Here is a 23436-nt window from a genome sequence, read left to right on the forward strand (position 1 = left end):
CCATCCTACGATTCGCACCGCCCGAGCGGCTCCCGGCCGGCCCGCGCAGCATATTCAATATGCAAGCCGACGGCCGCTTTTTTCCGCTTCCGTGGATCGCCAACGCCGGCAAGGCTTTGCCGCAATGCAGCAGAAAAGACCTAAGCATTCCGACGTAGGCGGCTCTTGCTACCTTTGGAACGACTGATAACCTCCCCCCCGTTCGCGCGTTCGACCGGCCAATTCAGCGAGAAGGAACGACTTTCTTAGACGAGGGCAGGCAACCTCCAGCAGAAGGCAGGCTTCCATGGCAGAGGTGATTCGCGTCAGGCCGACACACGACGGCACCTACACTGTGTATCGCGGGACACTCGCGTTGATCTGCGGTCTTACCCGCCTCCAGGCCGAGCGCTACGAAGCGAGCCTCAGCCGACAGCAGCGCACCGACTTGGCAGTCGTCGGCATCTGACCCGCATCCCGATCCCGGGCCGGCGCCCCCCTCACGGGCCGGCCGGCCCGGCTCGTCAGGCGAGGTTTGACGCGTCGAGGTCCGACCCGTCGAGGTCCAGGGCGCCGAGATCGCTGATGGCGCCTGACGCATCGAGGCCCCGTCGCCGGGCCGTGACCGAGACTCTCTGGTCCGACCGGTCGATCTCGAACAGCAGGTAGGAGGCCCGGCGCGACGCCATCGCCCCGTGTCCGTGCGGGCGCGCCGATGCGGAGGGGGCACCCACCACCGGGACGGCCCGGCCGTCCGGCCCCGGGATCCGGGCGGCGCTGGTGACGTGATTGTGACCGTGCAGGATCAGGTCCGCCCCGGCCCGTGCGATCATCGCGGTGAACGCTGCGGCATCCTTCAGCTCGCGGCCGGGCGAGGCGCCCCCGGGCTGCGGCGGATGGTGGATCATCACCACGCGGAACGGGCGCCCCGGCTCCGTGGCCAGGGCGCGGAGCAGGGCTTCGGCCGCGGCCAGCTGCGGCGCACCGAGGCGGCCCGTCGCCACGAAGGGTTTGGTCGGAATCGCGCTGGACAGGCCGACCAGCGCCAGGGGCCCACGCCGCCGCAGGTAGGGAAAGCGGCCCCACGAGCCGGAATCGTCGCCCGTGTAACGGCCGCAGGCGGCGAGCAGGCCTTCGAGGGAGCCGCGGACATAGGCATCGTGGTTGCCCGGCACGAAGCTGACCGCTTCGGGCGAGCCCAGTGCCTCCAGGAAGGTGCGGGCCGTCTCCCATTCGCTCGGCAGGCCGATGTTGCACAGGTCGCCCGTACAGGCGATGTGTCCGGCGCCCTGCGCCTTCAGATCGGTGACCAGCGCCTCCAGCACGGTCATGTCGTGGCTGCGCGAGCGCCCGCGTCGCCAATTGGCGTAGCCGGTGGCGCGCTTGCCGATGAGCTGGTGGAGACGCACCCGGCCGAGGGGGCCGACATGCGGATCGCTGAGATGGGCGAGGCGGAAGGTCAACGCCGGTGGTCACCCTCGACACGGGGACGGAAGGCGCCCCGCATCGCGGGCGCGGCGCCTCGCGTCAAGCGCTTCCGATCAGCATCCCGACCACCAGCACCAGCGCCCCGCCGAGCATGACCTGCAGGGCCGCGCGCCAGAAGGGCGTCGCCATGAAGCGCGTGCGGATCGCCGCGATGACCGCGAGTTCCACCACCACGACCAGGACGGCGAGGCTCGTGGCGAGCACGAACGGGTTCGGCCAGCCGGGCGGGAGCGTGTCGGGAATCGCGTAGGGCAGCGTGTGGCCGAGGCCGCCCAGCGTGGTCATGGCGCCGCAGACCAAGCCGCGCAGCCAGGGGTCGCCGCGGCCCGTGACCTGGCCGTCGTCCGAGAGCGCCTCGGTGAAGCCCATGCTGATGCCGGCCCCGACCGACGCCGCGAGCCCCACCAGGAAGGTCGCGCCGTTATGCCCCGTGGCGAAAGCCGCCGCGAAGATCGGCGCGAGGGTCGAGACCGAGCCGTCGATCAGGCCCGCAAGGCCGGGCTGCACGTAGCGCAAAACGAAGGCGCGGCGCGCTTCCGCGTCCAATGCGACGGCACTTTCGAGGGCGGCGGCCATGCGAATCTCCTTGTTTGGATCAATTCCAATCTACAGTCTGGAATTAATCCAAACAAGGGTGCTTGCCGTGTTTTCGCCGCTCCGCGGGAGCATCCGCGACGCCGGCAGGCCGGTCGACACCGGTGGCTCAAACGTGTGGTTGTGGGCGGGGCCGATTGTCTCGTCTCGGGGGCGGGGGCTAGACCATGCCCGGTCGAATTCGATCCGGAACTGATCGGGCGGCCGTCCAGCCGCCCCACGCGTGACATGAACCTCGGCAAGCGTTTCATCCGCCATCCGTCCGTGCAGGGCCTCCTCGGCCGTTTCGCGGCCGGCTATCTGCGGCTCGTGCGACTCACCAACCGCTTCGAGATCCATGCGGGCGATGGGTCCCCGGGGGCCGCGGACGGCTGGATCGACGCGCGCAAGCCGCTGATCATCGGCATGTGGCACGGCCAGCACATCATGATGCCGCTCATGCGTCGCCCGGGCGACCGCGTGGCCACGATCATCTCGCGGAATCCGGATGGGAACATCAACACCATCGCGCTGGAACGCTTCGGCGTCCGTGTGATGCGGGCCTCCGGCGCCCGCGGCCGCAGCCGCGCCACCGATCTGCGCGCCAAGGGCGGAGCCGAAGGATTGCGGGCCATGCTGCGGGCCCTGAAGGGCGGCGAATCGGTAGCCTTCAGCGCCGACGTTCCCAAGGTCTCGCGCCGGTGCGATGCCGGGATCCTGACCCTGGCGCGCTTCTCCGGGCGGCCGATCGTCCCGGCGGCCGTGGTGACGAGCCGGCATCTGCGCTTCAACTCGTGGGACCGGGCCTGCCTGGGCCTGCCCTTCGGCCGCGGCGCGATCGTGCTGGGCGACCCGATCTATGTTCCGCGGGACAGCGACGGCGAGGCGTTCGAGACGCTGCGCCGCTTCGTCGAGGCCGAGATGAATCGGGTGCATGCCCGCGCCTACGCGCTCGTCGGGCGCGCCGACCGGGCGGCGCTCTACCGCGACCCGCTTCCCGAGCTCCGAGACGCGCCGGTGGGAGACCTCGCGTGAGGCGTCCCTCCGTCACCCTGCCGCTGCAGGCCTACCGGGCCGGCCTGCGCATCGGCGAGCCGGCGCTGACCGGCCTGCTCGCGTGGCGTGCGCAGCGCGGCAAGGAGGATCCGCGTCGGCTTCCGGAGCGGCGCGGTCTGCCGGGGCGGGCCCGGCCGGTCGGGCCGCTGGCCTGGATGCACGGCGCGAGCGTCGGCGAAGCCCTGTCGCTGATCGGGCTCGTCGAGGGCATGATCGCCCGCGGCTTCTCGGTGCTCGTGACCACGGGCACACGCGCGGCGGCCGAACTCGTCGGCGTCCGGCTGCCGCCCGGCGCGGTGCATCAGTACATGCCGCTCGACGCGCCCCGCTGGATCGGACGGTTCCTGGAGCATTGGCAGCCGGACCTCGCGGTCATCGCCGAATCGGAGATCTGGCCGAACACGATCCTGGCGCTGGATGAGCGCGAGATCCCGCTGATCCTGGTCAACGGCCGCATGTCGGAGCGCTCGTTCCGAGGCTGGGGGCGCTGCCCGCGCACCGCCAAGGCTCTGCTGACGCGGATCGCGATCTGCCTCGCGCAGACCCAGGAGGACGGCGAGCGCTTCGCCAAGCTCGGGGCGCCGCGGGTGAGCATCGCGGGGAATCTGAAGTTCGACGCGTCGGTGCCCCCGGCCGACGCGCAGCAGCTTGCCTATCTCGGGGCCATGATGGCCGGCCGGCCGGTTTGGGTCGCCGCGAGCACGCATGCCGGCGAGGAGACCATGGTCGCCTATGCGCACGCGATGCTGAAGGTGCAGTTCCCCCAGCTCCTGACCATCATCGCCCCGCGCCATCCGGCCCGGGGGGGCGAGGTGGTGGCGTGCGCCGACGCCGTCGGCCTGCGCAGCGCCCGGCGCTCCACCGGCGGGCGGCCTCACCCGTCCATCGAGGTCTACGTCGCGGATACGATCGGTGAGCTGGGCCTGTTCTACCGCCTGAGTCCCCTGGTGTTTCTCGGCGGTTCCCTGGTGCCGCGGGGCGGACAGAACCCGATCGAGCCGCTGCGCCTCGGCTCTGCGGTGCTGCACGGGCCCCACATCGAGAATTTCAGCGTGGTCTATCAGGCCCTCGACCGGGCCGGGGGCGCCCTGCCCGTGCGCGACGGCGTCGAACTGGCGGCGATCGCCGCGGAGCTCCTCGGCGATCGGAGCCGGCTCGCCGACATGGCCCGTGAGGGGCAGCGTGCCCTGGAGCCCTTCGAGGGGGCGGTGGCGCGCACGCTCGCCGTGCTCGATCCCTTCGTGGCGCAGATGAAGCTCCAGCGCCTCGACCGGGGTAGCCGCGCGCGACCGCTCGTGCGGGCCTGATGCGGCCCCCGGCCTTCTGGACGGCGGGGCCGGATCACCCGGCCGCGCGCGGCCTCGCCCCGTTCGCGGCGCTCTACGGGGCATTGGTGGCCCGGCGTATGGATCGTCCCGGCGCGCCGGCCGGCTGCCCGGTCCTGTGCCTGGGCAATTTCACCCTCGGCGGTGCCGGCAAGACGCCGGCCGCCCTGGCGGTCGCGGCCCTCCTCGCCGAGCTCGGCCGCAGGCCGGCCTTCCTGTCCCGCGGCTACGGGGGCCGGAACGCGGGCCCGGTACGGGTCGATCCCGACCGCCACGCCGCCGCGGAGGTCGGCGACGAGCCGCTGCTCCTCGCCCGCAGGGCGCCCGCGATCGTCTCCCGGGACCGGCCGGCGGGCGCCGCCCTCTGCCGGCAGCTTGGCGCCGACGTCATCGTCATGGATGACGGCCTGCAGAATCCGAGCCTCGTCAAGGATCTCAGCTTCGCGGTGGTCGACGGCCCCGCCGGCCTCGGCAACGGATTGCCGTTCCCGGCGGGGCCGCTGCGCGCGCCCCTCGCCCGGCAATGGCCGCATGTCGGCGGGCTGATCGTGATCGGTGACGGTGCCGGGGGCGACGCGGTCGCCCGGGCGGCCGAGCGGCGCGGCCTGCCCGTCCACCGGGCGCGACTCGTGCGGGAGGCGGATGATCTGGCGGGCCGGCGCTGCCTCGCCTTCGCGGGCATCGGCCGCCCCGAAAAGTTCTTCGCGACCCTGGCGACGGCGGGCGCGGTGATCGCCGGGACGCGTCCGTTCCCGGATCATCATCCCTACCGGCCGGGAGAACTGGCTGCCCTGGCCGAGTCGGCCCGGCGCCTCGGCGCAGACCTCGTTACCACCGAGAAGGACGCCGTGCGCCTGCCGCCGGCCTTCTCGGCAGACGTGCGCGTCCTGCGCGTCCGCCTCGTGCTCGACGACGCGGACGCCCTGCGCCGGCAGATCCGCGACGCGCTCCGCGCGCCGTGACCCTCAGGGACGGCCGGTTTCCTTGAGCCGCTGCAGAATCGCCTCGGGGGAGGCATAGGCCTCCTGGCGGGCGGCGCTCCAGTAGCGCAGCCCGTCGAGCGGGATCGGCTCGCCGGTCACCGCGCAGCGCACGAAGCTGCCGGGCTTGACCACCCGCATGGTGCCGTCGCCGTATTCGACGACCGCTTCGCCGTTGTTCGCGCGCTCGTAACGACCCAGCACGTCCGCCTCCTGCTCGATGGCGCCTTCTACACGATCTGCACGCCCCGCGATGCCCGCGAGGTTCAGGTCAGCATCGACGGGGTTTCATCGCGCGCCAGCAGGGCCCGCGCCATCGCCGCATCGACATGCATGCGTTCGACCAGCGCGTCGGCGCTGGCGAACCGCTCCTCGCCGCGAATGTGTCCGACGAACTCCACGGCGATGTCCTGCCCGTAGAGATCGTCGGAGAAATTGAAGAGATAAGTCTCCAGCAGCGGCGCGCCGTCATCGAAGGTCGGACGGCGCCCGTAGCTCGCCACGCCGTCGCGGAAGTCCCCCGACGCCAGGCGGACCCGCACCGCGTAGATGCCGTGTGCCAGCCCGCAATCGGGCAGCATCATGTTGGCGGTGGGAAAGCCGAGCTGCCGCCCGCGCTTGTCGCCGTGGCGCACCGCGCCGAGGACGAACCAGCGATAGCCGAGAAGCGCGTTGGCGCGGACGATGTCGCCGGCCGCGAGGGCGGCGCGGATCGCGCTCGACGAGACCGGCTCGGTCTCGCCGCCGAGGGCGACCGGCGCCACGATCCGGCAGCGCATCCCGGCCTCACGGCAGAGTTCGGCGAGGATCGCGGGGGTACCCTCGCGGCCGCGGCCGAAATGGAAATCGTGCCCGACGACAACGCCGGACAGGCCGAGCGCCCCCTTCAGGAAGTCGAGCACGAAGGCACGGGCGCCCGTGGCAGCCAGAGCCCCGTCGAAGCGGCGCACGATCAGGCCGTCGAGGCCCAGATGCGCGAACACGATCTCCTTGGCGGCGAGGCCGGTCAGCCGGAACATCGGCGCATCGGGCGTGAAATAGGCCCGCGGATGCGGCTCGAAGGTCAGGATCACGGCCGGTCGGCCGGCCGCACGGGCCTCGGCGCGCACGCCCTCGACGAGCACCCGATGACCGAGATGGACGCCATCGAAATTGCCGATCGCCGCCACGGCCCCGGCCAGGGCGGGTGGGACGGGCGCATCGGCGCGGCAGATCGTGAAGGGCCGCGCGGCCGTGTCGTCGCCTGGGGCCATCGGTTCGGGGTCGAATGCTCGGAAGGGTCGGATGGGATCGCCTGACATGTCCGCGAGGGGCCCGACGCGGCCGGACCCTGCCCAAAGGCGCCCGGAGGGTCAAGCGAGGCATTCCGAGGGCGCCGGGCTGCCCTCGGGGCGCGCGGCCTCGCCCCGGCCGTCCCGATTAACCGCTTCGCAATGCGCGTGCCCTATTTTCAATGCTGTGCAGCGCAGCTAAAACGCAGCGTTAGCGAAGCGTTAATCTATCCGGGAGCCGCCGCGGCTTCCCGCCGGGCAATACGGAGCAGTTGTTCGATGGCTCTCGACCTGAGCATGCCGATCCTCGTTGTCGACGATTACCAGACGATGGTCCGCATTATTCGCAATCTACTGAAGCAGCTCGGCTTCGAAGAGGTTGATGACGCGTCCGATGGGACCGAGGCGCTGGCGCGACTGAAGGGCCGCAAGTACGGGCTCGTCATCTCCGACTGGAACATGGAGCCGATGACGGGCTACGAGCTGCTGCGGCACGTGCGCGCCGACGAAAATCTTCGGACGACGCCGTTCATCATGGTGACGGCCGAATCGAAGACCGAGAACGTGATCGCGGCCAAGAAGGCCGGCGTGAACAATTACATCGTCAAGCCCTTCAACGCGGCCACGCTGAAGTCGAAGATCGAGGCGGTCTGCGGAAGCTGACCGGCTCCCCTTCTTCGTCCCCTCGCCGTCCGGGCGGTTCGCTCCTGCGCCGCCGGGCGCCGAGACGTGGCGTGGCCGGTCAGGACGGCCACAGATCCGAGGAGAAGAGCATGTCGTCAGCCGCCTCACGGCAGGCCGATCTGCGGTTTCGTGAACCGCAGACCGTGATCGCCGAGCTGATCGAGATCGCGGATTACATCGCCCATCTCCGTGAGGAGATCGGGGCGCTGCGCGCGAACGAGATGAGCCGTGACCGCATCCCCATGGCGCACGAGGAACTCGGCAGCGTTGTCGCGGCGACGGCAGGCGCCACCAACACGATCATGGAGGCCGCCGAGGCGATGCTCGGCCTGCCCGACGGACCGGGTTACCGCGAGGCCGTCGAGGAGCGCATCAACACGATCTTCGAAGCGTGCGCGTTCCAGGACATCACCGGCCAGCGGATCGCCAAGGTGGTCGAATCGCTGCGCCTGTTCGAGCAGCGCCTGGCGCGGTTCGTGGGGGCCGTGAAGGCCCGCGACGCGTCCTCCATGGATCCCGCCGAGCGCGCCCGGCGGGCCCGGGCGGAGGATCTCTTGCTGAACGGTCCGCAGGCTGTGGACGCCACGCCCTCCCAGGACGACATCGACGCGCTGTTCGCCTGAGGCGAACCTTGCCGGCGAGGCGTCGACCGCCGGCCCGATAGTCGACTCGGCGGCGGCCTGCCGGTTAGATCGCCTCCCGAACCCGCCGCCGCCCGGCGGCGCCGGAAAGAGGCCTCGGCAGGAATGACGGCGCGGTTCTGGTCCGAATTGACCACCGAAGACTTGGCGCGTCGCGATATGGGGCGGGCGATCGCGGTGCTGCCGGTGGCCGCCATCGAGCAACACGGCCCGCACCTGCCGCTCGCCACCGACACCCTCATCGCCGAGGGCTACCTCGCCCGGGTGCGCGACCACGCGCCGCCCGATCTCGACGTGCTGCTGCTGCCAGTCCAGCCGGTGGGGAAGTCGGACGAGCACGATTCCTTCCCGGGTACGCTCTCCCTGGACACCGGGACGGCGCTCGCCGCCTGGACGGGAATCGGCGCGGCCGTCCACCGCGCCGGCTGCCGAAAGCTGGTGTTTGTCACGAGTCACGGCGGCAACAGCGGGCTCATCGATCTCGTGGCGGGCGAGTTGCGCGCCCGGTTCCGCATGGTGGCGGTCACGACGTCCTGGGCGCGACTCGGCTATCCCGAGGGCCTGTTCCCCGCCGACGAGATCGCCCACGGCATCCATGCCGGTGGGATCGAGACGGCGCTGATGCTGGCCCTGCGGCCTGACCTCGTCCGGGCCGACCGGATCGCCGACTTCCCGCCGCGGACGCGGGCGATGGTCCGCGACTTCACTCACCTGCGTGCCGGCCGCCCCGCCGCCTTCGCGTGGAAGGCCGGCGACCTCCATCCTTCGGGCGCCATGGGCGATGCGCGTCTTGGAACCGCCGAGGCGGGTCGTGCGGCGCTGGACTACGGCGCCCGGGCCTTCCTCGCCCTCCTGCGCGACGTCGACGCTTTCGAACTCGACCCGGACGTGTAACCGCCGCCGCGGCAGCGCCGAAGGAGCCGGTACGCCGGGTCCGAACCGCCGGCGTGCGGGAGTTCCGGCCATGCGCCCTGCCCTCTTGATCGCCGCCGTCCTGTCGTGTGCCGTCCTCCCTTCGGCCGAGGCGGCGGCGCGCCCCGTCGTCGTCGAATTGTTCACCTCGCAGAGCTGCTCCTCCTGCCCGCCCGCGGAGGCGCTGATCGGCCGCCTCGCCCATGAGCCGGCGGGTGCGCAGGGCGACGTCCTGCCGCTCGCGTTCCACGTCACCTATTGGAACCACCTGAACTGGCGCGACCCCTACGCCCTGCCGGCCGCCACCGCACGCCAGGAATCCTACGCGGCCCGCCTCGGCGGACCCGCCTACACGCCGCAGGCCGTGATCGACGGACAGACCGGGCTCGTCGGCTCCGACGAGGTCGGGCTGCGCGCTGCCATCGCCCGCGCCCGGGAGGCCGGCCCCGGCATCCCGGCGACCCTGGCCCGCGACGGCGGGCGCGTCGTCGCGCAGATCGGGCCCGCGCCCGACGCCGGAGGGGCCTCCGGCCGCGTCCTGCTGATCGGATACGATCCGAGCCACACCACGCGGGTGCTGCGCGGCGAGAATGCCGGGCGGACCCTCGAGCAGGCCAACGTCGTCCGCTCGCTGCAGGATCTCGGGCGCTGGTCCGGTACCGCCGCGACCTTCACGGCGACCCGCCCGGAGGGCGAGACGGCGGCCCTGCTGCTTCAGACCGATGACGGGCGCATCCTCGGCGCGGCGCGACTCGCCGCGGCCCCCGCCGGGACGGGACGGGAGGCCGTACGATGATGCTCGCCGTTTCGGGCGGGATGCCCGCGCGCGGTTGGGCGCTGGCGTCGGGATCCCACCGCGGGGTAGACACGACGCGGGCCGGGGGGCGGAACGACGGCGGAGCCCGGATGGCGCTCGAAGAGGAACTGGCGACCCTGATGGCGGCGGCGCAGGGCGGCGACGCGGCCGCCTACCGCTCGCTGTTGAAGGCGTGTCTGCCCGTGGTCTCGGCGATCGCCCGGGCACAGGGCGTGCGCGGCGAGGCGGTGGACGATGTCGTGCAGGACGCGCTGATGACCGTCCACCGGGCCCGGGCGAGCTACGATCCGGCCCGTCCCTTCCTGCCCTGGCTGCGCGCCATCACCCAGCGGCGGGCGATCGACCGGCTGCGCCGCGCCGGGCGGCGCCCGCGGGAGGTCAACGACCCCCTGGCCTACGAGGCCGAGGTCGATCCGGGCCCGATCCCCGGCCATGGGCTGGAGGCGCGGGATCGGGCGGCCGCCCTGGCCAGGGCGGTGGCCGCCCTGCCCGACGGCCAGCGGCAGGCCGTGGAGCACCTGGGCCTGCGCGAGCTGTCGCTCGACGAGACCGCGGCCCTCACCGGTCGCAGCAAGGGAGCCCTCAAGGTGAACCTGCACCGGGCGCTGAAGGCGCTCCGGGCCAGTCTGACGCAGGAGCGGGAGTGATGCCCGGAGAGGGGAGCAATCGGGCCGGCGGGGACCTGTCCCGTTACGACCGACTCGTCGAGGAACTCGCAGGCGGCCTCGAACCCGTGCGACCGCTGCCGACCCCGGAGGCCCGCGCGGCGCTCTGGCTCGGCGTGACGCTGGTGGTCGGCGTCGTCCTCGCGGCCTGGATCGGAACCGGCGGCTTCATGCTGCGCATGCATGTGCCGGATCTGGCCCTCGCGGCGGTCGGCGCCGTGCTGACGGCGATCACGGCCGCCTTCGCGGCCTTCGCCACGAGCGTGCCGGGACGGTCCAGCCGCTGGGCGCTTTTGCCGCTTCCGCCCCTCGCCCTCTGGGTCGGCGCGAGCGGGCTGGGCTGCCTGCGCGACTGGATCGCGCCGGGGGCCGACGTGCCCGGCGAGCACACGATCACGGGCTGCTTCAGCTTCCTGATCTGCGTCTCGGTGCCCTTGTCGGTGCTGATCGTCGTGATGCTGCGGCGCGCCTGCCCGCTGCGGCCGAACCTCACCGCCGCCCTCGGGGGGCTGGCGGTGGCGGCGGCGGCGGCGGCGCTGCTCATGCCCGTCCATCCGCACGACGCCACCGCCACGGATCTCCTGTTCCACGCGGCGGCGGTGACCATCGTCATCGCGGCGAACGGCCTGGCGGGCGGCCGGCTGCTCGGCCGGCACTCCGGGGCCGGCTAGGGCGTACCGGTCGAGGCGCCGGGCCGCGACCATGCGGCGTGAGCCGGTCTGCGGGCGCCGGCGTCCGGCGCGCTGGCCTCAGGCGGCGCTGGGATCGAGGCCCGGCCAGTCCACGATCCGGTCCGGCAACTCGTCCTCGGAGAATTCCTCCTCGTTGCCGGCGAGCCGGCCGCGGACCGAGATGCCCGCCTCGTGCACGCTCGCGGCCCGGCCGGAGATCAGGGGATGCCACGGGTAGAGCGGCTGCCCGTCGCGCACGAGCCGGTACGCGCAGGTCGGCGGCAGCCAGGCGATCGACCGCACCGCTTCCGGCGTCAGGCGCACGCAGTCGGGCACCCGCTTCTGGCGCCGCGCGTAGTCGCGGCACCGGCAGGTGAGGCCGTCGAGCAACGTGCAGCCGATATCGGTGTGATGGACCTCGCCGGTATCCTCGTCCTCGAGCTTCATCAGGCAGCACCGGCCGCAGCCGTCGCACAGGCTCTCCCACTCGGACGGGGTCATGGCTTCGAGCGTCTTGGTCCGCCAGAACGGCTCGACCGCCCCGCGGCGCGGCGCCTCGGGCTTGGGCATCGGGAAAGTCTCTCGGATGGGAAGCCGCCTCTCTGCCCGAGCCCGGGCACCGCTGCAAGCGTGGCCGCCGACGACCTCCATGCGACCGGATCGCACCGTCGTGCGTTACGCCCAAGCTCGTCCGCGGCGATTCGCGAGACTGCGCAGAGCCTCGCCGACGGTTCCGGATCCTGCTATGGACCTCGGATGCCGTGCGGTGGCGCAGGCGCAGGGTTCGTGTCCGCGGCGCGGGCCCTCGACCATCCGCCGCCAGGATCCGCCGCAGAGGCGCTCGACAAGCCGGGTTCGACATCGTGCGCCTGCCGACGCTCACCGAGATCAAGGTCCGCCTGGAACGCGCCGCGCTCGCCTTCGATGCCTGGGTCAATGCCAGCCTGTACGATGGCGGCCAGTCCACGGGCGAAGCCTACGAGCGCTTCCAGCGCGTCATGAGCCGGTTCGCCGTGCGCGGCTGGAAGCGCGTCGCCCTCGACCTGACGAGCGAGGGCGTCACCATCGGGACCGGGGGCGCTGTCCTGATGCTCGCCCTGGCTCAGCCCGCCTTCCAGCTGACGAGCGAGAACTGGCTCAAGCAGCAGGACCTCGCCGTCACCTTCCTCGACCGCTACGGCACCGAGGTCGGCCGCCGCGGCATCAAGCATGACGATTCGCTCAAGCTCGATGACTTTCCCGACATCATGATCAAGGCGCTGGTCTCCACGGAGGACCGGCGCTTCTACGAGCATTGGGGCATCGACCCGATCGGCACCCTCCGGGCGCTGGTCAACAACTCGCGCGGCGGCGGCGGCACGCAGGGCGGCTCCTCGATCACCCAGCAGCTCGCCAAGAACCTGTTCCTGACGAACGAGCGCTCCCTGGAGCGCAAGATCAACGAGGCGTTCCTGGCCCTGTGGCTGGAGAGCCACCTCACCAAGAACGAGATCCTGAAGCTCTACCTCGATCGCGCCTATATGGGCGGCGGCACCTTCGGCGCCGTGGCGGCGGCGGACTATTATTTCGGCAAGCCGCTCAAGGACATCAGCCTCGCCGAGGCCGCCATGCTGGCGGGCCTGTTCAAGGCGCCCACCAAGTACGCCCCGCACGTCAACCTGCCGGCGGCGCGCGCCCGGGCGGCGGACGTGCTGCACAATATGGTGGAGGCGGGCTTCGTCACCGAGGGCCAGATCCAGACGGCGCTCCGCAACCCGGCGACCCCGGTGACCCGCACCCGCGACATCACCGCCGACTATTACCTCGATTGGGCCTTCGGCGAGATCAAGGCCATGGCCGACGCGGGCAAGCTGCGCAGCGATCGTGTGCTGACCGTGAAGACGCCCCTCGACCTTGCCATCCAGAAGCGGGCCGACGAGGTCGTGGCCGACATCCTGCGCAAGTCCGGCGACGCCTACGACGTCGACGAGGCCGCGATGGTGATCCTCGACCCGGACGGGGCGCTGCGCGCCATGGTGGGGGGCGCCGATTACGGCGAGAGCCAGTTCAACCGCGCCACCGACGCCCTGCGCCAGCCCGGCTCGTCGTTCAAGCCCTACGTCTATTCGGCCGCGCTCGCCTCCGGCCTGTTCAAGCCCGACACGACGGTGGTCGACAGTCCCGTCTGCATCGGCAACTGGTGCCCGCAGAATTACGGCCGCTCCTATGCCGGCCGGGTGCCGATGTGGCTCGCGGTGGCGAAGTCGATCAACACGATCCCGATCAAGATCTCGATTTCCCTCGGCAAGGCCATGGGCATCAGTCACGAGGCCCGGGCCGCCAAGGCGGGCCGCGCAAAGATCACCGAACTTGCCCACAAGATGGGCATCACCTCGAACCTGATCGACACGGTGTCGATGCCGATCGGCTCGGACGAGGTGACGGTGATCGACCAAGCGGCGGGCTATGCGGTCTTCGCCAACGGCGGTTTCCGCGCCAAGCCCTACGCGGCCATCGAGGTGAAGAACTCGTCCGGCGAGGTGATCTACCGCCACGCCGACGAGGCGCCCGAGCGGGTGCTCTCGCCGCAGGTCGTGGCCGATATGAACTTCATGCTGAACAAGGTGGTCGAGGAGGGCACAGGCAAGCGGGCGCAGCTCGAGGGCGTGAAGGTGGCCGGCAAGTCGGGCACCACGAACGCCTACCGGGACGCGTGGTTCGTCGGCTACACGGGCAATTACGTCGGCGCCGTCTGGTTCGGGAACGACGATCACACCTCCACCAACAAGCTGACCGGCGGCTCGCTCCCGGCGCAGACCTGGCACGACATCATGGAGCCGGCCCATCAGGGCATCGAGATCAAGGGTCTGCCCGGCCTGAAGGACAGCCCGCGCGCCGCCCAGCAGCAGGCTTCCGGGGGCCCGACCGCCCCGATCGACCCCAATGCCAGCGCCTACGGCAAGCTCTCGCGCCGCTCCTTCGAGGTGATCAGCGGCCTGAACGGCCTGTTCCGCACGGTCGAGCGCGCCCCCGCAGAACCGGCTCCGGACGCACCCTCCGGAACCGGAGACGCGCGGAAGACCGGCAGGAAGCCCGGCGACCGGGCCGCGGTGCCGCCGTCCGGCCAGCTGCGCGAACTTGCCGAGGGCAGCCGCCCGGTCGGCGGCTTCACCGAGGTTCGGTGAGCGCATGAAGCTCACGATTCCCGACGCGTTCGGCCGCGTCTCCATGTCCGCCGGCGCCCCGCGCAGCCGCGCGGTCCGGTTCGTCCGACGGCTGTGGCGCAAGACTTCGATCGCCGGCCTTGCCGTCTACGCCCTGGCGCTGGGCGCCCTCCTGGGCCTCGCCAGCGCCGACTGGGCGACGAGCGGCGGCTATCCGTTCGGGGGCGTTCAGGTCGGTGCCTGGACCGCTTGGCCGCGGGCCGGCGCGGCGAATGCGGATCCTTACACCCGCGCCGTCAATGCCCGCCGGGGAGAGATCCCTCTGGCGGTCGGTGAGGGCCTGCTCCTGACGGCGGCGGTCGACGATGCCGGACAGGCGCTCGACGCCACCTGCACCTACCGGATCGGCGGCGCGACGCCGCCCGCCCGCGCCTGGACGATCACGGTGGCCGGCCGCGGCCCGCGCGATCCCGGCCGTGCGCCCCTGCGCGAGGGCTTCACCTCCACCGAAGTGCTGCGCGCGCCCGACGGGTGGTTCTCGATCGTGCTCGCGCCGGATGTGCAGCCCGGGAACTGGCTCCCGAGCCCGCGGGCGACCGGTCCGGTCCGGCTGGCGCTGCGCCTCTACGATACGCCGGTGGCCGCCAGCGTCGGGTCCCTCGACCGGAGTTCCGTGCCGGCCGTCACTCGCCTCGGATGCGCCTCGTGAGCCTGCGCTTCGTCTACGCCACGCTGATCGGCCTCGTGCTCGCCGGGATCGTCCACATCGCGGCGGTCCTGGCGATCCCTGCCCTCTCGGAAGCCGACGCCGTCTCGCGCGCCCGCACCAGCGAGAACCTGGACCATCCGCAGTCGATCTACACAGTTGCCACCGGTGACGACCCCTCCCCGCCCGAGGCATGGCTGCCGATCCCGGATCCGGCGGTGGCGGTGGGCGTCTGCGCCTACAACCTCGCGGACGGGCCCATGCGCGTCTCCGCCCGCACCGGTCCCCTGTCCCTGTCGCTCGCCGCGCATGCCCGCCGCGGGGCCTTCTACGCGGTGACCGACCAGGCCGCGGTCCGTGGCGCCCTCGACCTCGTCATCCTGACCCGCGCTCAGTACGACGAGGCGCTTGCGGACGACGACGAGAACGATCCGAGCCGCGACGTGCGCATCGTGGCGCCCGACACGCGCGGCTTCGTGGTGGTGCGGGTGATCGCCGGTCTCCCGAGCCAGCGTCCCGCCGCGAATGCCGCGGTCCAGGCCGTCTCCTGCACCACCGACACGTCGACGGACGATGCGCCGACGGGCAAGGACGCGCCCGGCAAGGACGCGCCCGGCAAGGATGGGCCCGGCAAGGGGACGGGACGCTAGCGGGACCGTCGAACGGGCTGGCTGCGTCGATCGACGTGCGGCGGCCCTCAGCCACCTTCGTCCGTTCGAAGATCCGCGGATCGTCCGCGTCTCCAGCACTAGGCGATCGGCCGGATGGACCTGCCCCTCTCCCTGACCCACGATCCGGACACGCGCGGGCCTGCACGTCGGCCACGCGGCCGATGTCGCGGCGGCACGGGCGCTGTCGTCGTCAGGATGGGGCGCGACCGCAGTCTCGGTCGTTCAATACTTGACCACCAGCGGCTCCGCCTGCGCGACCGGCACCGGGGGCGGCAGCGGAGCCGGTCCGAGGCCGCAGCGGGCCGCGGCATCCGGCGGGAGGAGCGGGTCGAGCAAGTTGCGGCGGGCGGCCAGCATCATGATGGACCGCTCGGCCGAGACCGATTCCGGTGCCGGCGCCGCGGCGAACAGGTGTTCCAGGGCGAAGCGGTAGCGCGCGAGCCGTAGGCCGGCCTCGAAGCGCACCCAGGCGATCAGGCAGCGATTCTCGGCGACCCGCTGGGCGGCCTCCAGCACGTCGGCGTTGTCGAGGGTCTTGGCGAAGGGCAGGCTGCGCAGACGCGCGGCATCGGCGTCGATGACGCGGGCGGCCAGCGCCACGAAGATCGGGATCAGCCGGGCATCGGCCGTGGCGTCGTCGCCGAGCTTCCGGTAGCGGGAGACCGGGGAGCGGGACGGCTCCGCCGTGAGGGCCTCGTAATAGGAACCGACTTCCTCGTAGCGCCAGGTCGGCGGGAGCACGTGGGCGCTGGCGAGGCCGAGCACCGCGTCCTGAAAGGCGGTGAAGCTGCTGGCGGGCTGGACGAATCGCCATGCGCGGTCGCGCAGGGCCTGCTCGTCGTCGGTGAGGCCGGATTCGAGCAGCAGGCGCCCGCGGTCTCGGGTGCTGAAGCTGCCTGTCGTATCGATGAGCCCGTTCCAGACCCCCGTACGCGGTCGGCCGAAATCGCCGCTCTGGGTGCAGGCTGCGAGCACGGCCAGTGCAGCGCCGACGGGGCCGAGGCGCATCGCTCGGCGGGCGCGGCCGAACGGCCGGCGATCCGGGGCTGACATGGGAGAACCGTCTGTGGCGGCGTGCGGCCGATGTGACATGGACCGCGACGTCCTCAGGACGCGAGGCGCTCGTAGCGCACGCCGAGGAACAGGAGGATCTCGCCGCGCCGCTCGCCGGAGCGCGGAATGCGGGAACTCCGACGCGCCTCTGCGCCCGGAAAGGGAATCAGGTCCGCGGACGCGGCCGGCGCAACTCTGCGGGACAGATCGGCGGCCGACTTCGACGAGCGGATTTCGCCGGTCTCCTGCGGCTTGAAAAGGGTCATGGTCTCCGGCTCCTGTCGGCGGTCCGAGCATCTGGCCCGGGCCCTTCGGAGGGCGTCGGCAAGGGCTACCGAAACAATCCAGCACGACGTGGTTAACGGAGTCTTTCCAGGCATCGGCGCCCGAAGAGCGCTCTGATGGGAGTTGGCGCGCGACTTGCGTGGCCTTCCGTGCCCATGGCGGGCGTTTCCTCCCTTCGACTTGAGGCCCCGTCCGATCCCGGACGGGGCCTTCTTATGTGGACCGTCGTGTCTTGTCGGACGCCGCCGCCGTGCGACCCGCGAGCCACACCGCGGCGAAGCGTGGTCGCGACGTTCCTGCGCGGAACCCCTCGGGACCTCCAACGCTTGCCTACCGCCCGGCCCGACCGATATGCCGGACGCGGGCGATTGCGGGACCGCCGCGTCGGTTCTCCGCCCGAGCGAGATTGAGGACACCGCTGAATGCGACTGGTTCCGGAACGATCCCTGCGCGCCGCCCGCCGCCGCGGGTTGGCTACTGCGGCGCTGGCGCTGTTCGCGCTGACGGCTGGCCCCGCCTATGCCCAGCGCGAGGACCAAGGCCTGCAGCTTGGCTGCGCGAACGACTATTTCCGCCTCTGCGCGGGCGTCGACCCGAACAGCCAGGACGCGGATCGCTGCATGATGCGCAACCGCAAGCGCCTGTCTCCCGAATGCCGGTCGGCGATCGGCGACTACGACAAGCGCACGGGCAGCAAGTCTCTGTCCGACGATTGAGATTGCCGCATCCGGTTGTGATGTCCGCCGTTGGCGAGGGGCGTTTGGTATGAGCCTGACCGTCGCGGTTCAGATGGACCCGATCCAGAATATCCGGATCGCGGGTGACACGACCTTTGCCCTGCTGCTGGAGGCCCAGCGGCGGGGGCATACGCTCGTCTACTACACGCCGGACCGGCTCTCGATGCAGGGCCGGCGCGTCACCGCGCGGGTCGAACGTCTGACCGTACAGGACGTCGAAGGCGCGCATTACACTCTGGCGCCACCGGAGCGGCTCGACCTGGCCGAGGCGGACGTGGTGCTGATGCGCCAGGATCCGCCCTTCGACATGGCCTACATCACGGCCACCCACATGCTCGAGCGGATCCATCCGGAGACCCTCGTGGTCAACGATCCCTTCGAGGTGCGCAACGCGCCCGAGAAGCTGTTCGTCCTCGATTTTCCCGAGTTGATGCCGCCGACCCTGATCAGCCGCGACAAGGCGGAGATCGAGGCCTTCCGGCTGGAGCACGGGACGGTGGCGATGAAGCCGCTGCACGGGCATGGCGGCGCGGCCGTGTTCAAGGTCACCGAGAAGGATCCGAATTTCGGCTCGATGTTCGACCTGTTCGCCACGACCTTCCGGGAGGCCTGGGTGGTGCAGCGTTACCTCGACCGGGTCACGGAGGGCGACAAGCGCATCATCCTGGTCGACGGCGTCCCCATGGGCGCGGTCAACCGCGTCCCGGCGGCCAACGACATCCGCTCCAACATGGTCCGCGGCGGGGCCGCCTCCGCCTCCGAGCTGACCGACCGCGAGCGCGAGATCTGCGCCACGATCGGGCCCGAGCTGGCGCGGCGGGGCCTGATCCTGGTGGGGATCGACGTGATCGACGGGCACCTCACCGAGATCAACGTCACCTCGCCCACCGGCATCCGGGCGATACAGCGGCTCGGGGGCCCCGACCTGTCCGTCGCCGTCTGGGATGCGATCGAGGCCCGGATCGCGGCACGCAAGGGCGTGTGACGGCGCGCGGTCTCAGGTCTCCGCGCGCGGCGTCGCGCTGAGTTCGGCCCAGTCGAACTCCTCCTCCAGCAGGAAATAGGCGTCGTCGCCGATCCGGCCCTGGCGGCGCAGGGCGAGCACCGCGTCGCGGGCGGCCTCGACGGCTTGGCGCCGGGCGGCGTCCGCCGGCAGGCTCTCCGGCGCCAGGCCCTCGTCGTGCGCCTCCGCCTCCGCGAGGGCTGCGCGGAACTCGGCGCGCAGCGCGTCGGTCGCCGGCGCGTCCTCCGCATCCGCGAGGCTGTCGAGGGCGGCCTTGTAGGCCGCCGCCCGGGCCCGGCCCGTCTCACGCCCCACGGGGTCGTCGTCCTCGAGCCGCAGATGGGCGAGCAGCGGCCGCAGGGTCAGGCCCTGAACGATCAGGGTTCCGAGCACCGTGACGAAGGCGGCGACGACCACGAGATCCCGGTGCGGGAACTGGGCAGGCAGCGCCAGGGCGGCCGCCACGGTGACGATCCCGCGCATGCCCGCCCAGGACAGGGCGATGCCCGGCCCCAGCCGCGCCGGAACTCCGGCTTGGCGGAGGCCGAATTCGCGGATCCCAGTGGTCGGCAGGACCCAGGCGAGGCGGGTCACCACCACGGTGGCGAAGGTCGCGCCCGCGAGGATCAGGGCCTGCCACGCATCCGCGCCGCTCAGCCGCTCCTGGATCGGGTCGATCTGGATGCCGATCAGCACGAAGGCCAGGACGTTGAGCACGAACACCGCCGTATCCCAGACGGCGTAGGAGATCACCCGGGCCCGGGGCGCGGTGACGCCGGGGGCCCGGCGGGCGACCGTCACCGCGAAGGTCACGATGGTCAGGACCCCCGACAGCTCGAGCCGCTCCGCGGCGAGCCAGATCCCGAAGGCGGCGACGAATTGCATCACGATCGCGCTCGCCGGGTCGGTCACGCGCCGGGTCACGGCCACGAACAGCAGGCCGAGGCAGGGGCCGACGACGAGGCTCGCGACGACGCCCAGGAGGAACGCCGGCGCCACCTCCGCCGGGTGGAAGGTGCCGGCCATCGCGGCCGTCACGCCGAGCCGGTAGATCAGCAGCGAGGCCGCGTCGTTGAGCAGGCTCTCGCCACGCAGGATCGTGGCGAGCCGGTGCGGCATCGGCGCGTGCTTGAGCACCGCCAGTGCCGCCACGGCGTCGGGCGGCGCGACCACGGCACCGAGCACGATGCAGGCGGAGAGCGGCATGTCCGGGACGACGAGCCGCGCCACGACCGCGACGGCGAGCGTGGTCACCGCCACCGCCCCGACCGCGAGCCCGGCCACCGCGCGCCAGTTCTCCTTCAGATCCCGCACGGAGGCGTCGAAGCCGGCATCGAGCAGGACCGGAGCCAGGAACAGCGCGAGCGCCAGTTCGGGATCGAGCCGCAGGTTCGGGACGCCGGGGACGAAGGCGAGGCCGACACCGCCCAGCGCCAGGAAGGCCGGATATGGCGCCCCGAGCCGACGTGCGACACCGGCCAGGAGGACGGCGCCGAACAGGACGCCGACGACCCACTCGAAGACTAACATGCTGCTGAAAGAGGCGGAGCCCCGGGACCGTTCCGGGGCCCACGGTCGCAGGCCGGCTCAGTACTGCACGGTGGCGCGTACCCCAAGCACCGCCGCGTTGCGCAGCCGGCGGCCGTCCGGACCGGCGATGCCGGCGCCCGGCCGGATGACGTATTGCGCGTCGGGCTGAACCGTGAAGCCCGGCACGACCACGGCCTGATAGGTCGCCTCGATCACCGCCTCGGCGCGGCGGCGGGGCATCGGCATGCCCGAGTAGAGGATCGTGTCCCGGTCGGCCCGCTGGGCCTCGTTGCTGATGCGCGCGTAGGCGACGCTGAGGCCGATCGTGTCGTCGTCGCGCCCGTCGAACAGGCCCTTGTAGGCCAGCCCGGTATCCACGTAGGCATCGATCAGGCTGGAGCGGGTGGGCGACCACGCGGCACGCACGAAGAAGCCGAGGCCCTCGTCGTCCTTGCCGGATTCCCGGTAGAGGGTCTGGTCGTAGATCGCGTAGAGGCCGGCATTGCCGCGCACCGGCCGGCCGATCCCGGTGGCGTTCGGGTCGGCGAGCGGCACGCCGGTGATGTCGAAGCGCAGGCTGTCGAACCGGCCGAAATGCTGCCAGCCGCCCAGGGTGATGTCGCCGGGCAGGCCCCGGGAACCGGGCGCGATGTTGTACGCGTAGGTGGCCTCGGCGATGATCAGGGCCGGATCGCGCAGGCGGAAATTGGTGCCCGTCCGGTCGAGGCGCTGCGCCTCCGGATCGTCACCCGGACGGTTCGCACCGGCCGGATCACCGTCGTAGAGCCCGACCTGCAGGGAAAAGCCGTTGCCCGGCACGTATTTGGCCCGGATCGCCGGGGCTGCGAGCGGGTAGGCCGGCCCGCCGCTCGGCAGGTCGAGCCCGGTGATGACCGGCCAGCCGAAGGTCGAGTTCACGAACAGCGTCGCGGTCTGGCTGACGAAGAACTCGGTGTCGGCAGCCTGCTGCCCGATCCGGATCCCGAGCTGGCCGTCCATCAGGCTCTGGTCGAACCAGAGCACGTAGAGCCGCGTGGACGGCAGCGCCTCGATGACGCTCGTGGTCAGCAGGTTGCCGACATAGTAGCGCGACAGGCCGGTGCCGTGGATGAAGTAGGCGTTGGCATGGATCGTGGCGCCTTGCCAGCCCGCCAGCCGGTCGAGGTCGAGGTTGAGGCGCAGGTTGAGGCGATCCTCGACGATCGCACCCTGTCTAAGGCCGCCAACCGGATTGCCGAGCACGTCGGCGATGTAGGTCAGGCTGTACGCGATGCCCCGTTCCTTCAGGACCGGGCGGATCCCGAGCGGGTCGCCGAGCGGGCCGAGAGAGGGCTCCACCGAGCGGACATAGCCGCCCGAGGCCTGGCTGGTGGTCTCCGGCTGCGAGACCGAGATGCGCGGATCGGCGCCCGCGCCCTCGTACACGGTCCGCGTCTGGGCCGCAGCGGGAAGGGTCGACAGGCCGAGGGCCAGCCAGGACATGAGTTTGCAGGACATCGGCCGCTTCTGGGCGACAGCACACGCGCAGCATAGCATGGCCCGCCGCCCGTATGCGCTTGGTCTTTGCAGGAGGCGTCGCCTCGCCTAACCCTGCGGCCGGTACACCACAGGACCGTCGATGCCCGAGACCCCCGTCTTCACGTCCGCCGCCGTCGCCGCACCCCACAGCCTCGCCGCCCAGGCCGGCCAGACCGTCCTCGCCCAGGGGGGCAACGCCATCGAGGCGATGGTGGCGATGGCCGCCTCCATCGCGGTGGTCTATCCGCACATGAACGGCATCGGCGGCGACGGGTTCTGGCTGGTGCGCGAGCGGGGCGGCCGGGTGCGGGGCATCGAGGCCTGCGGCCCGGCCGGGCGTCTCGCCACGATCCCCCGCTACCGCGAGAAGGGCTACGACGCGATCCCCGCGCGGGGACCCGACGCCATGGTCACGGTGGCGGGCGCGGTGGGCGGCTGGCGCCTCGCCCTGGAGCTGGCGCGGGCGCTCGGCGGCCGCCTGCCCCTGGAGACGCTCTTCGCCGACGCGATCGGTCAGGCCCGAGCCGGCGTCGCGGTCTCGCCCTCGGAGGCACGCTACGTGCCACAGGAACTCGACACGCTCCACGACGCGCCAAACTTTGCGGCAACCTTCTTGAAGGACGGCAAGCCCTATCCCGCCGGAGAGACCCGCGCGCTGCCCCGCCTCGCCGATACCCTGGAGCAGCTCGCTCATGCGGGGCTCGGCGACTTCTATCGCGGCGATATCGGCCGGGAGATCGCCGCCGACCTGGAGCGCCTCGGTGCGCCGGTCACCCGGGCGGATCTGGAGGCCTTCGCGGCGGTGGAGCGGGCGCCCCTGTCGATCCGGCGCCGCGACGCGACGCTCTACAACTTCCCGCCGCCGACCCAGGGGCTCGCCGCCCTGCTGATCCTCGGGATCTTCGACCGGCTGAATGTCTCCGAGCCCGAACGCACGGCCCATTATCACGGGCTGATCGAGGCGACGAAGCGGGCCTTCGCGATCCGCGACCGGGTGGTCACCGATTTCGCCCGCCTGCGGCACGACCCCGCCGCCTTCCTGACCCCGGAACGGCTGGCCCGCGAGGCCGCGCTGATCGACATGGGTCGCGCAGCCCGGGTGCCCCTGCCCGATCCGGGTCACGGCGACACGGTCTGGATGGGCGCGATCGACAAGGACGGGCTTGCCGTCTCCTACATCCAGTCGGTCTACTGGGAGTACGGCTCCGGCACGGTGCTGCCCGCCACCGGCATCTGCTGGCAGAACCGGGGCATGTCGTTCTCCCTCGACCCGAAGGCCGTGAATCCCCTGGAGCCCGGTCGCCGCCCCTTCCACACGCTGATCCCGGCGCTCGCCGCCTTCGACGACGGCCGTGTGATGAGCTACGGCAGCATGGGCGGCGACGGGCAGCCGCAATTCCAGGCCCAGATCTTCACCCGCTACGCCGATTACGGGATGTCGGTGGCCGATGCCGTCGACGCGCCGCGCCTGCTCTACGGGCGCACCTGGGGGGCGCCCTCGCTCAGCGTGAAGGTGGAGGACCGGTTCGATTCGGCCTGCATCGCGGCCCTCGGCCGACTCGGCCACGAGATCGAGGAACTGGGCGGACCCTACATCGACTCGCTCGGGCACGCGGGCATGCTGGTCCGCCATCCCCGGAACGGTCGGATCGAGGCGACCCACGACCCGCGCTCGGACGGCGGCGCCCTGGGACTCTGAGAGAACGCGCCGCCCGCCCGGCGGCGCGG

General features: G+C 71.7%; 24 protein-coding genes and 1 pseudogene. 16 read left to right on the plus strand and 9 right to left on the minus strand.

Annotated elements, in window-relative coordinates:
• Positions 1-286 precede the first annotated feature (286 nt).
• Complete coding sequence (locus A3862_RS31690; protein WP_164706402.1) at positions 287-448, plus strand: hypothetical protein; 162 nt, start codon at positions 287-289, stop codon at positions 446-448.
• Between the two features lie 55 nt (positions 449-503).
• Here the strand turns inward: A3862_RS31690 and A3862_RS26620 are convergent, their stop codons facing one another.
• Positions 504-1442 carry a metallophosphoesterase family protein gene (locus A3862_RS26620; protein ID WP_043388809.1) on the minus strand — a complete coding sequence of 313 codons (939 nt, stop codon included), beginning with the start codon at positions 1440-1442 and terminating at the stop codon, positions 504-506.
• 64 nt (positions 1443-1506) lie between these two features.
• A pseudogene (locus tag A3862_RS26625) lies at positions 1507-2010 on the minus strand (VIT1/CCC1 transporter family protein); the annotation flags it as partial.
• A 279-nt stretch (positions 2011-2289) separates the two neighbouring features.
• Here A3862_RS26625 and A3862_RS26630 point away from each other — a divergent pair.
• The 3 genes from A3862_RS26630 to lpxK are packed head-to-tail and all read left to right on the plus strand — an operon-like array spanning position 2290 to position 5383.
• Positions 2290-3075 carry a lysophospholipid acyltransferase family protein gene (locus A3862_RS26630; protein WP_043349693.1) on the plus strand — a complete coding sequence of 262 codons (786 nt, stop codon included), beginning with the start codon at positions 2290-2292 and terminating at the stop codon, positions 3073-3075.
• Positions 3072-4403: a 3-deoxy-D-manno-octulosonic acid transferase gene (locus tag A3862_RS26635; RefSeq protein WP_043756001.1), complete on the plus strand. Its 1332-nt coding sequence runs from the start codon at positions 3072-3074 to the stop codon at positions 4401-4403. Before A3862_RS26630 ends, A3862_RS26635 begins: the two co-directional genes overlap by 4 nt.
• On the plus strand, positions 4403-5383 hold the full coding sequence (lpxK, locus tag A3862_RS26640; RefSeq protein ID WP_043755998.1) for a tetraacyldisaccharide 4'-kinase: 981 nt from the start codon (positions 4403-4405) through the stop codon (positions 5381-5383). Before A3862_RS26635 ends, lpxK begins: the two co-directional genes overlap by 1 nt.
• A gap of 3 nt (positions 5384-5386) precedes the next feature.
• On the opposite strand, the gene A3862_RS26645 is transcribed toward lpxK, so the two are convergent.
• Both A3862_RS26645 and A3862_RS26650 read right to left on the minus strand, forming a co-directional pair.
• Entirely contained in the window at positions 5387-5605 is a 219-nt protein-coding gene (locus A3862_RS26645; RefSeq protein ID WP_043349698.1) for a DUF2093 domain-containing protein, read from the minus strand.
• 62 nt (positions 5606-5667) lie between these two features.
• Positions 5668-6654 carry a bifunctional riboflavin kinase/FAD synthetase gene (locus tag A3862_RS26650; protein WP_043755995.1) on the minus strand — a complete coding sequence of 329 codons (987 nt, stop codon included), beginning with the start codon at positions 6652-6654 and terminating at the stop codon, positions 5668-5670.
• Between the two features lie 297 nt (positions 6655-6951).
• Here A3862_RS26650 and A3862_RS26655 point away from each other — a divergent pair, with 297 nt between their 5' ends.
• The 6 genes from A3862_RS26655 (at position 6952) to A3862_RS26680 (ending at position 11062) form a co-directional block, all read left to right on the plus strand.
• Positions 6952-7335 carry a response regulator gene (locus A3862_RS26655; protein WP_012317888.1) on the plus strand — a complete coding sequence of 128 codons (384 nt, stop codon included), beginning with the start codon at positions 6952-6954 and terminating at the stop codon, positions 7333-7335.
• A 110-nt stretch (positions 7336-7445) separates the two neighbouring features.
• Positions 7446-7979 carry a protein phosphatase CheZ gene (locus A3862_RS26660; RefSeq protein ID WP_051044744.1) on the plus strand — a complete coding sequence of 178 codons (534 nt, stop codon included), beginning with the start codon at positions 7446-7448 and terminating at the stop codon, positions 7977-7979.
• Positions 7980-8102: 123 nt separating this feature from the next.
• Positions 8103-8891 (plus strand): creatininase family protein, encoded by a 789-nt coding sequence (locus tag A3862_RS26665; protein WP_043755993.1) that lies wholly within the window; start codon positions 8103-8105, stop codon positions 8889-8891.
• A 70-nt stretch (positions 8892-8961) separates the two neighbouring features.
• Positions 8962-9705, plus strand: coding sequence for a DUF1223 domain-containing protein (locus tag A3862_RS26670; protein ID WP_043755992.1), 744 nt, complete (start codon positions 8962-8964; stop codon positions 9703-9705).
• A gap of 110 nt (positions 9706-9815) precedes the next feature.
• Entirely contained in the window at positions 9816-10373 is a 558-nt protein-coding gene (locus A3862_RS26675; protein WP_043349707.1) for a sigma-70 family RNA polymerase sigma factor, read from the plus strand.
• A complete protein-coding gene (locus A3862_RS26680; protein WP_052083551.1) occupies positions 10373-11062 on the plus strand; it encodes an NrsF family protein in 690 nt (229 codons plus the stop codon). The genes A3862_RS26675 and A3862_RS26680 overlap by 1 nt, the downstream gene beginning before the upstream one ends.
• Before the next feature lie 78 nt (positions 11063-11140).
• Here A3862_RS26680 and A3862_RS26685 read toward each other — a convergent pair whose 3' ends face one another.
• The gene (locus A3862_RS26685; protein ID WP_043388797.1) at positions 11141-11632 is read right to left on the minus strand and encodes a YcgN family cysteine cluster protein; all 492 of its coding nucleotides are present in this window, start codon (positions 11630-11632) and stop codon (positions 11141-11143) included.
• 293 nt (positions 11633-11925) lie between these two features.
• Here A3862_RS26685 and A3862_RS26690 point away from each other — a divergent pair, with 293 nt between their 5' ends.
• The 3 genes from A3862_RS26690 to A3862_RS26700 are packed head-to-tail and all read left to right on the plus strand — an operon-like array spanning position 11926 to position 15561.
• Positions 11926-14226 (plus strand): transglycosylase domain-containing protein, encoded by a 2301-nt coding sequence (locus A3862_RS26690; protein WP_043755990.1) that lies wholly within the window; start codon positions 11926-11928, stop codon positions 14224-14226.
• A gap of 4 nt (positions 14227-14230) precedes the next feature.
• Complete coding sequence (locus A3862_RS26695; RefSeq protein ID WP_043388792.1) at positions 14231-14914, plus strand: DUF1214 domain-containing protein; 684 nt, start codon at positions 14231-14233, stop codon at positions 14912-14914.
• Positions 14902-15561, plus strand: a complete 660-nt coding sequence (locus A3862_RS26700; protein ID WP_043388791.1) for a DUF1254 domain-containing protein — start codon at positions 14902-14904, stop codon at positions 15559-15561. The genes A3862_RS26695 and A3862_RS26700 overlap by 13 nt, the downstream gene beginning before the upstream one ends.
• Positions 15562-15804: 243 nt before the next feature.
• On the opposite strand, the gene A3862_RS26705 is transcribed toward A3862_RS26700, so the two are convergent.
• Both A3862_RS26705 and A3862_RS26710 read right to left on the minus strand, forming a co-directional pair.
• Positions 15805-16635 (minus strand): hypothetical protein, encoded by an 831-nt coding sequence (locus tag A3862_RS26705; RefSeq protein ID WP_236961549.1) that lies wholly within the window; start codon positions 16633-16635, stop codon positions 15805-15807.
• 53 nt (positions 16636-16688) lie between these two features.
• Positions 16689-16901, minus strand: a complete 213-nt coding sequence (locus tag A3862_RS26710; protein ID WP_043349728.1) for a hypothetical protein — start codon at positions 16899-16901, stop codon at positions 16689-16691.
• 441 nt (positions 16902-17342) lie between these two features.
• Here A3862_RS26710 and A3862_RS26715 point away from each other — a divergent pair, with 441 nt between their 5' ends.
• On the plus strand, positions 17343-17636 hold the full coding sequence (locus tag A3862_RS26715; RefSeq protein WP_043349730.1) for a hypothetical protein: 294 nt from the start codon (positions 17343-17345) through the stop codon (positions 17634-17636).
• Positions 17637-17685: 49 nt separating this feature from the next.
• Positions 17686-18642 carry a glutathione synthase gene (gene gshB, locus A3862_RS26720; protein ID WP_043349733.1) on the plus strand — a complete coding sequence of 319 codons (957 nt, stop codon included), beginning with the start codon at positions 17686-17688 and terminating at the stop codon, positions 18640-18642.
• Between the two features lie 12 nt (positions 18643-18654).
• Here gshB and A3862_RS26725 read toward each other — a convergent pair whose 3' ends face one another.
• Positions 18655-20190 carry a cation:proton antiporter gene (locus A3862_RS26725; RefSeq protein WP_043755987.1) on the minus strand — a complete coding sequence of 512 codons (1536 nt, stop codon included), beginning with the start codon at positions 20188-20190 and terminating at the stop codon, positions 18655-18657.
• 57 nt (positions 20191-20247) lie between these two features.
• Positions 20248-21687, minus strand: coding sequence for a carbohydrate porin (locus tag A3862_RS26730; protein ID WP_043755985.1), 1440 nt, complete (start codon positions 21685-21687; stop codon positions 20248-20250).
• A 121-nt stretch (positions 21688-21808) separates the two neighbouring features.
• Here A3862_RS26730 and A3862_RS26735 point away from each other — a divergent pair, with 121 nt between their 5' ends.
• The gene (locus A3862_RS26735) at positions 21809-23407 is read left to right on the plus strand and encodes a gamma-glutamyltransferase family protein (protein ID WP_043755983.1); all 1599 of its coding nucleotides are present in this window, start codon (positions 21809-21811) and stop codon (positions 23405-23407) included.
• Positions 23408-23436: the final 29 nt, after the last annotated feature.

Source organism: Methylobacterium sp. XJLW, from assembly GCF_003254375.1.
Lineage (GTDB): Bacteria > Pseudomonadota > Alphaproteobacteria > Rhizobiales > Beijerinckiaceae > Methylobacterium > Methylobacterium fujisawaense.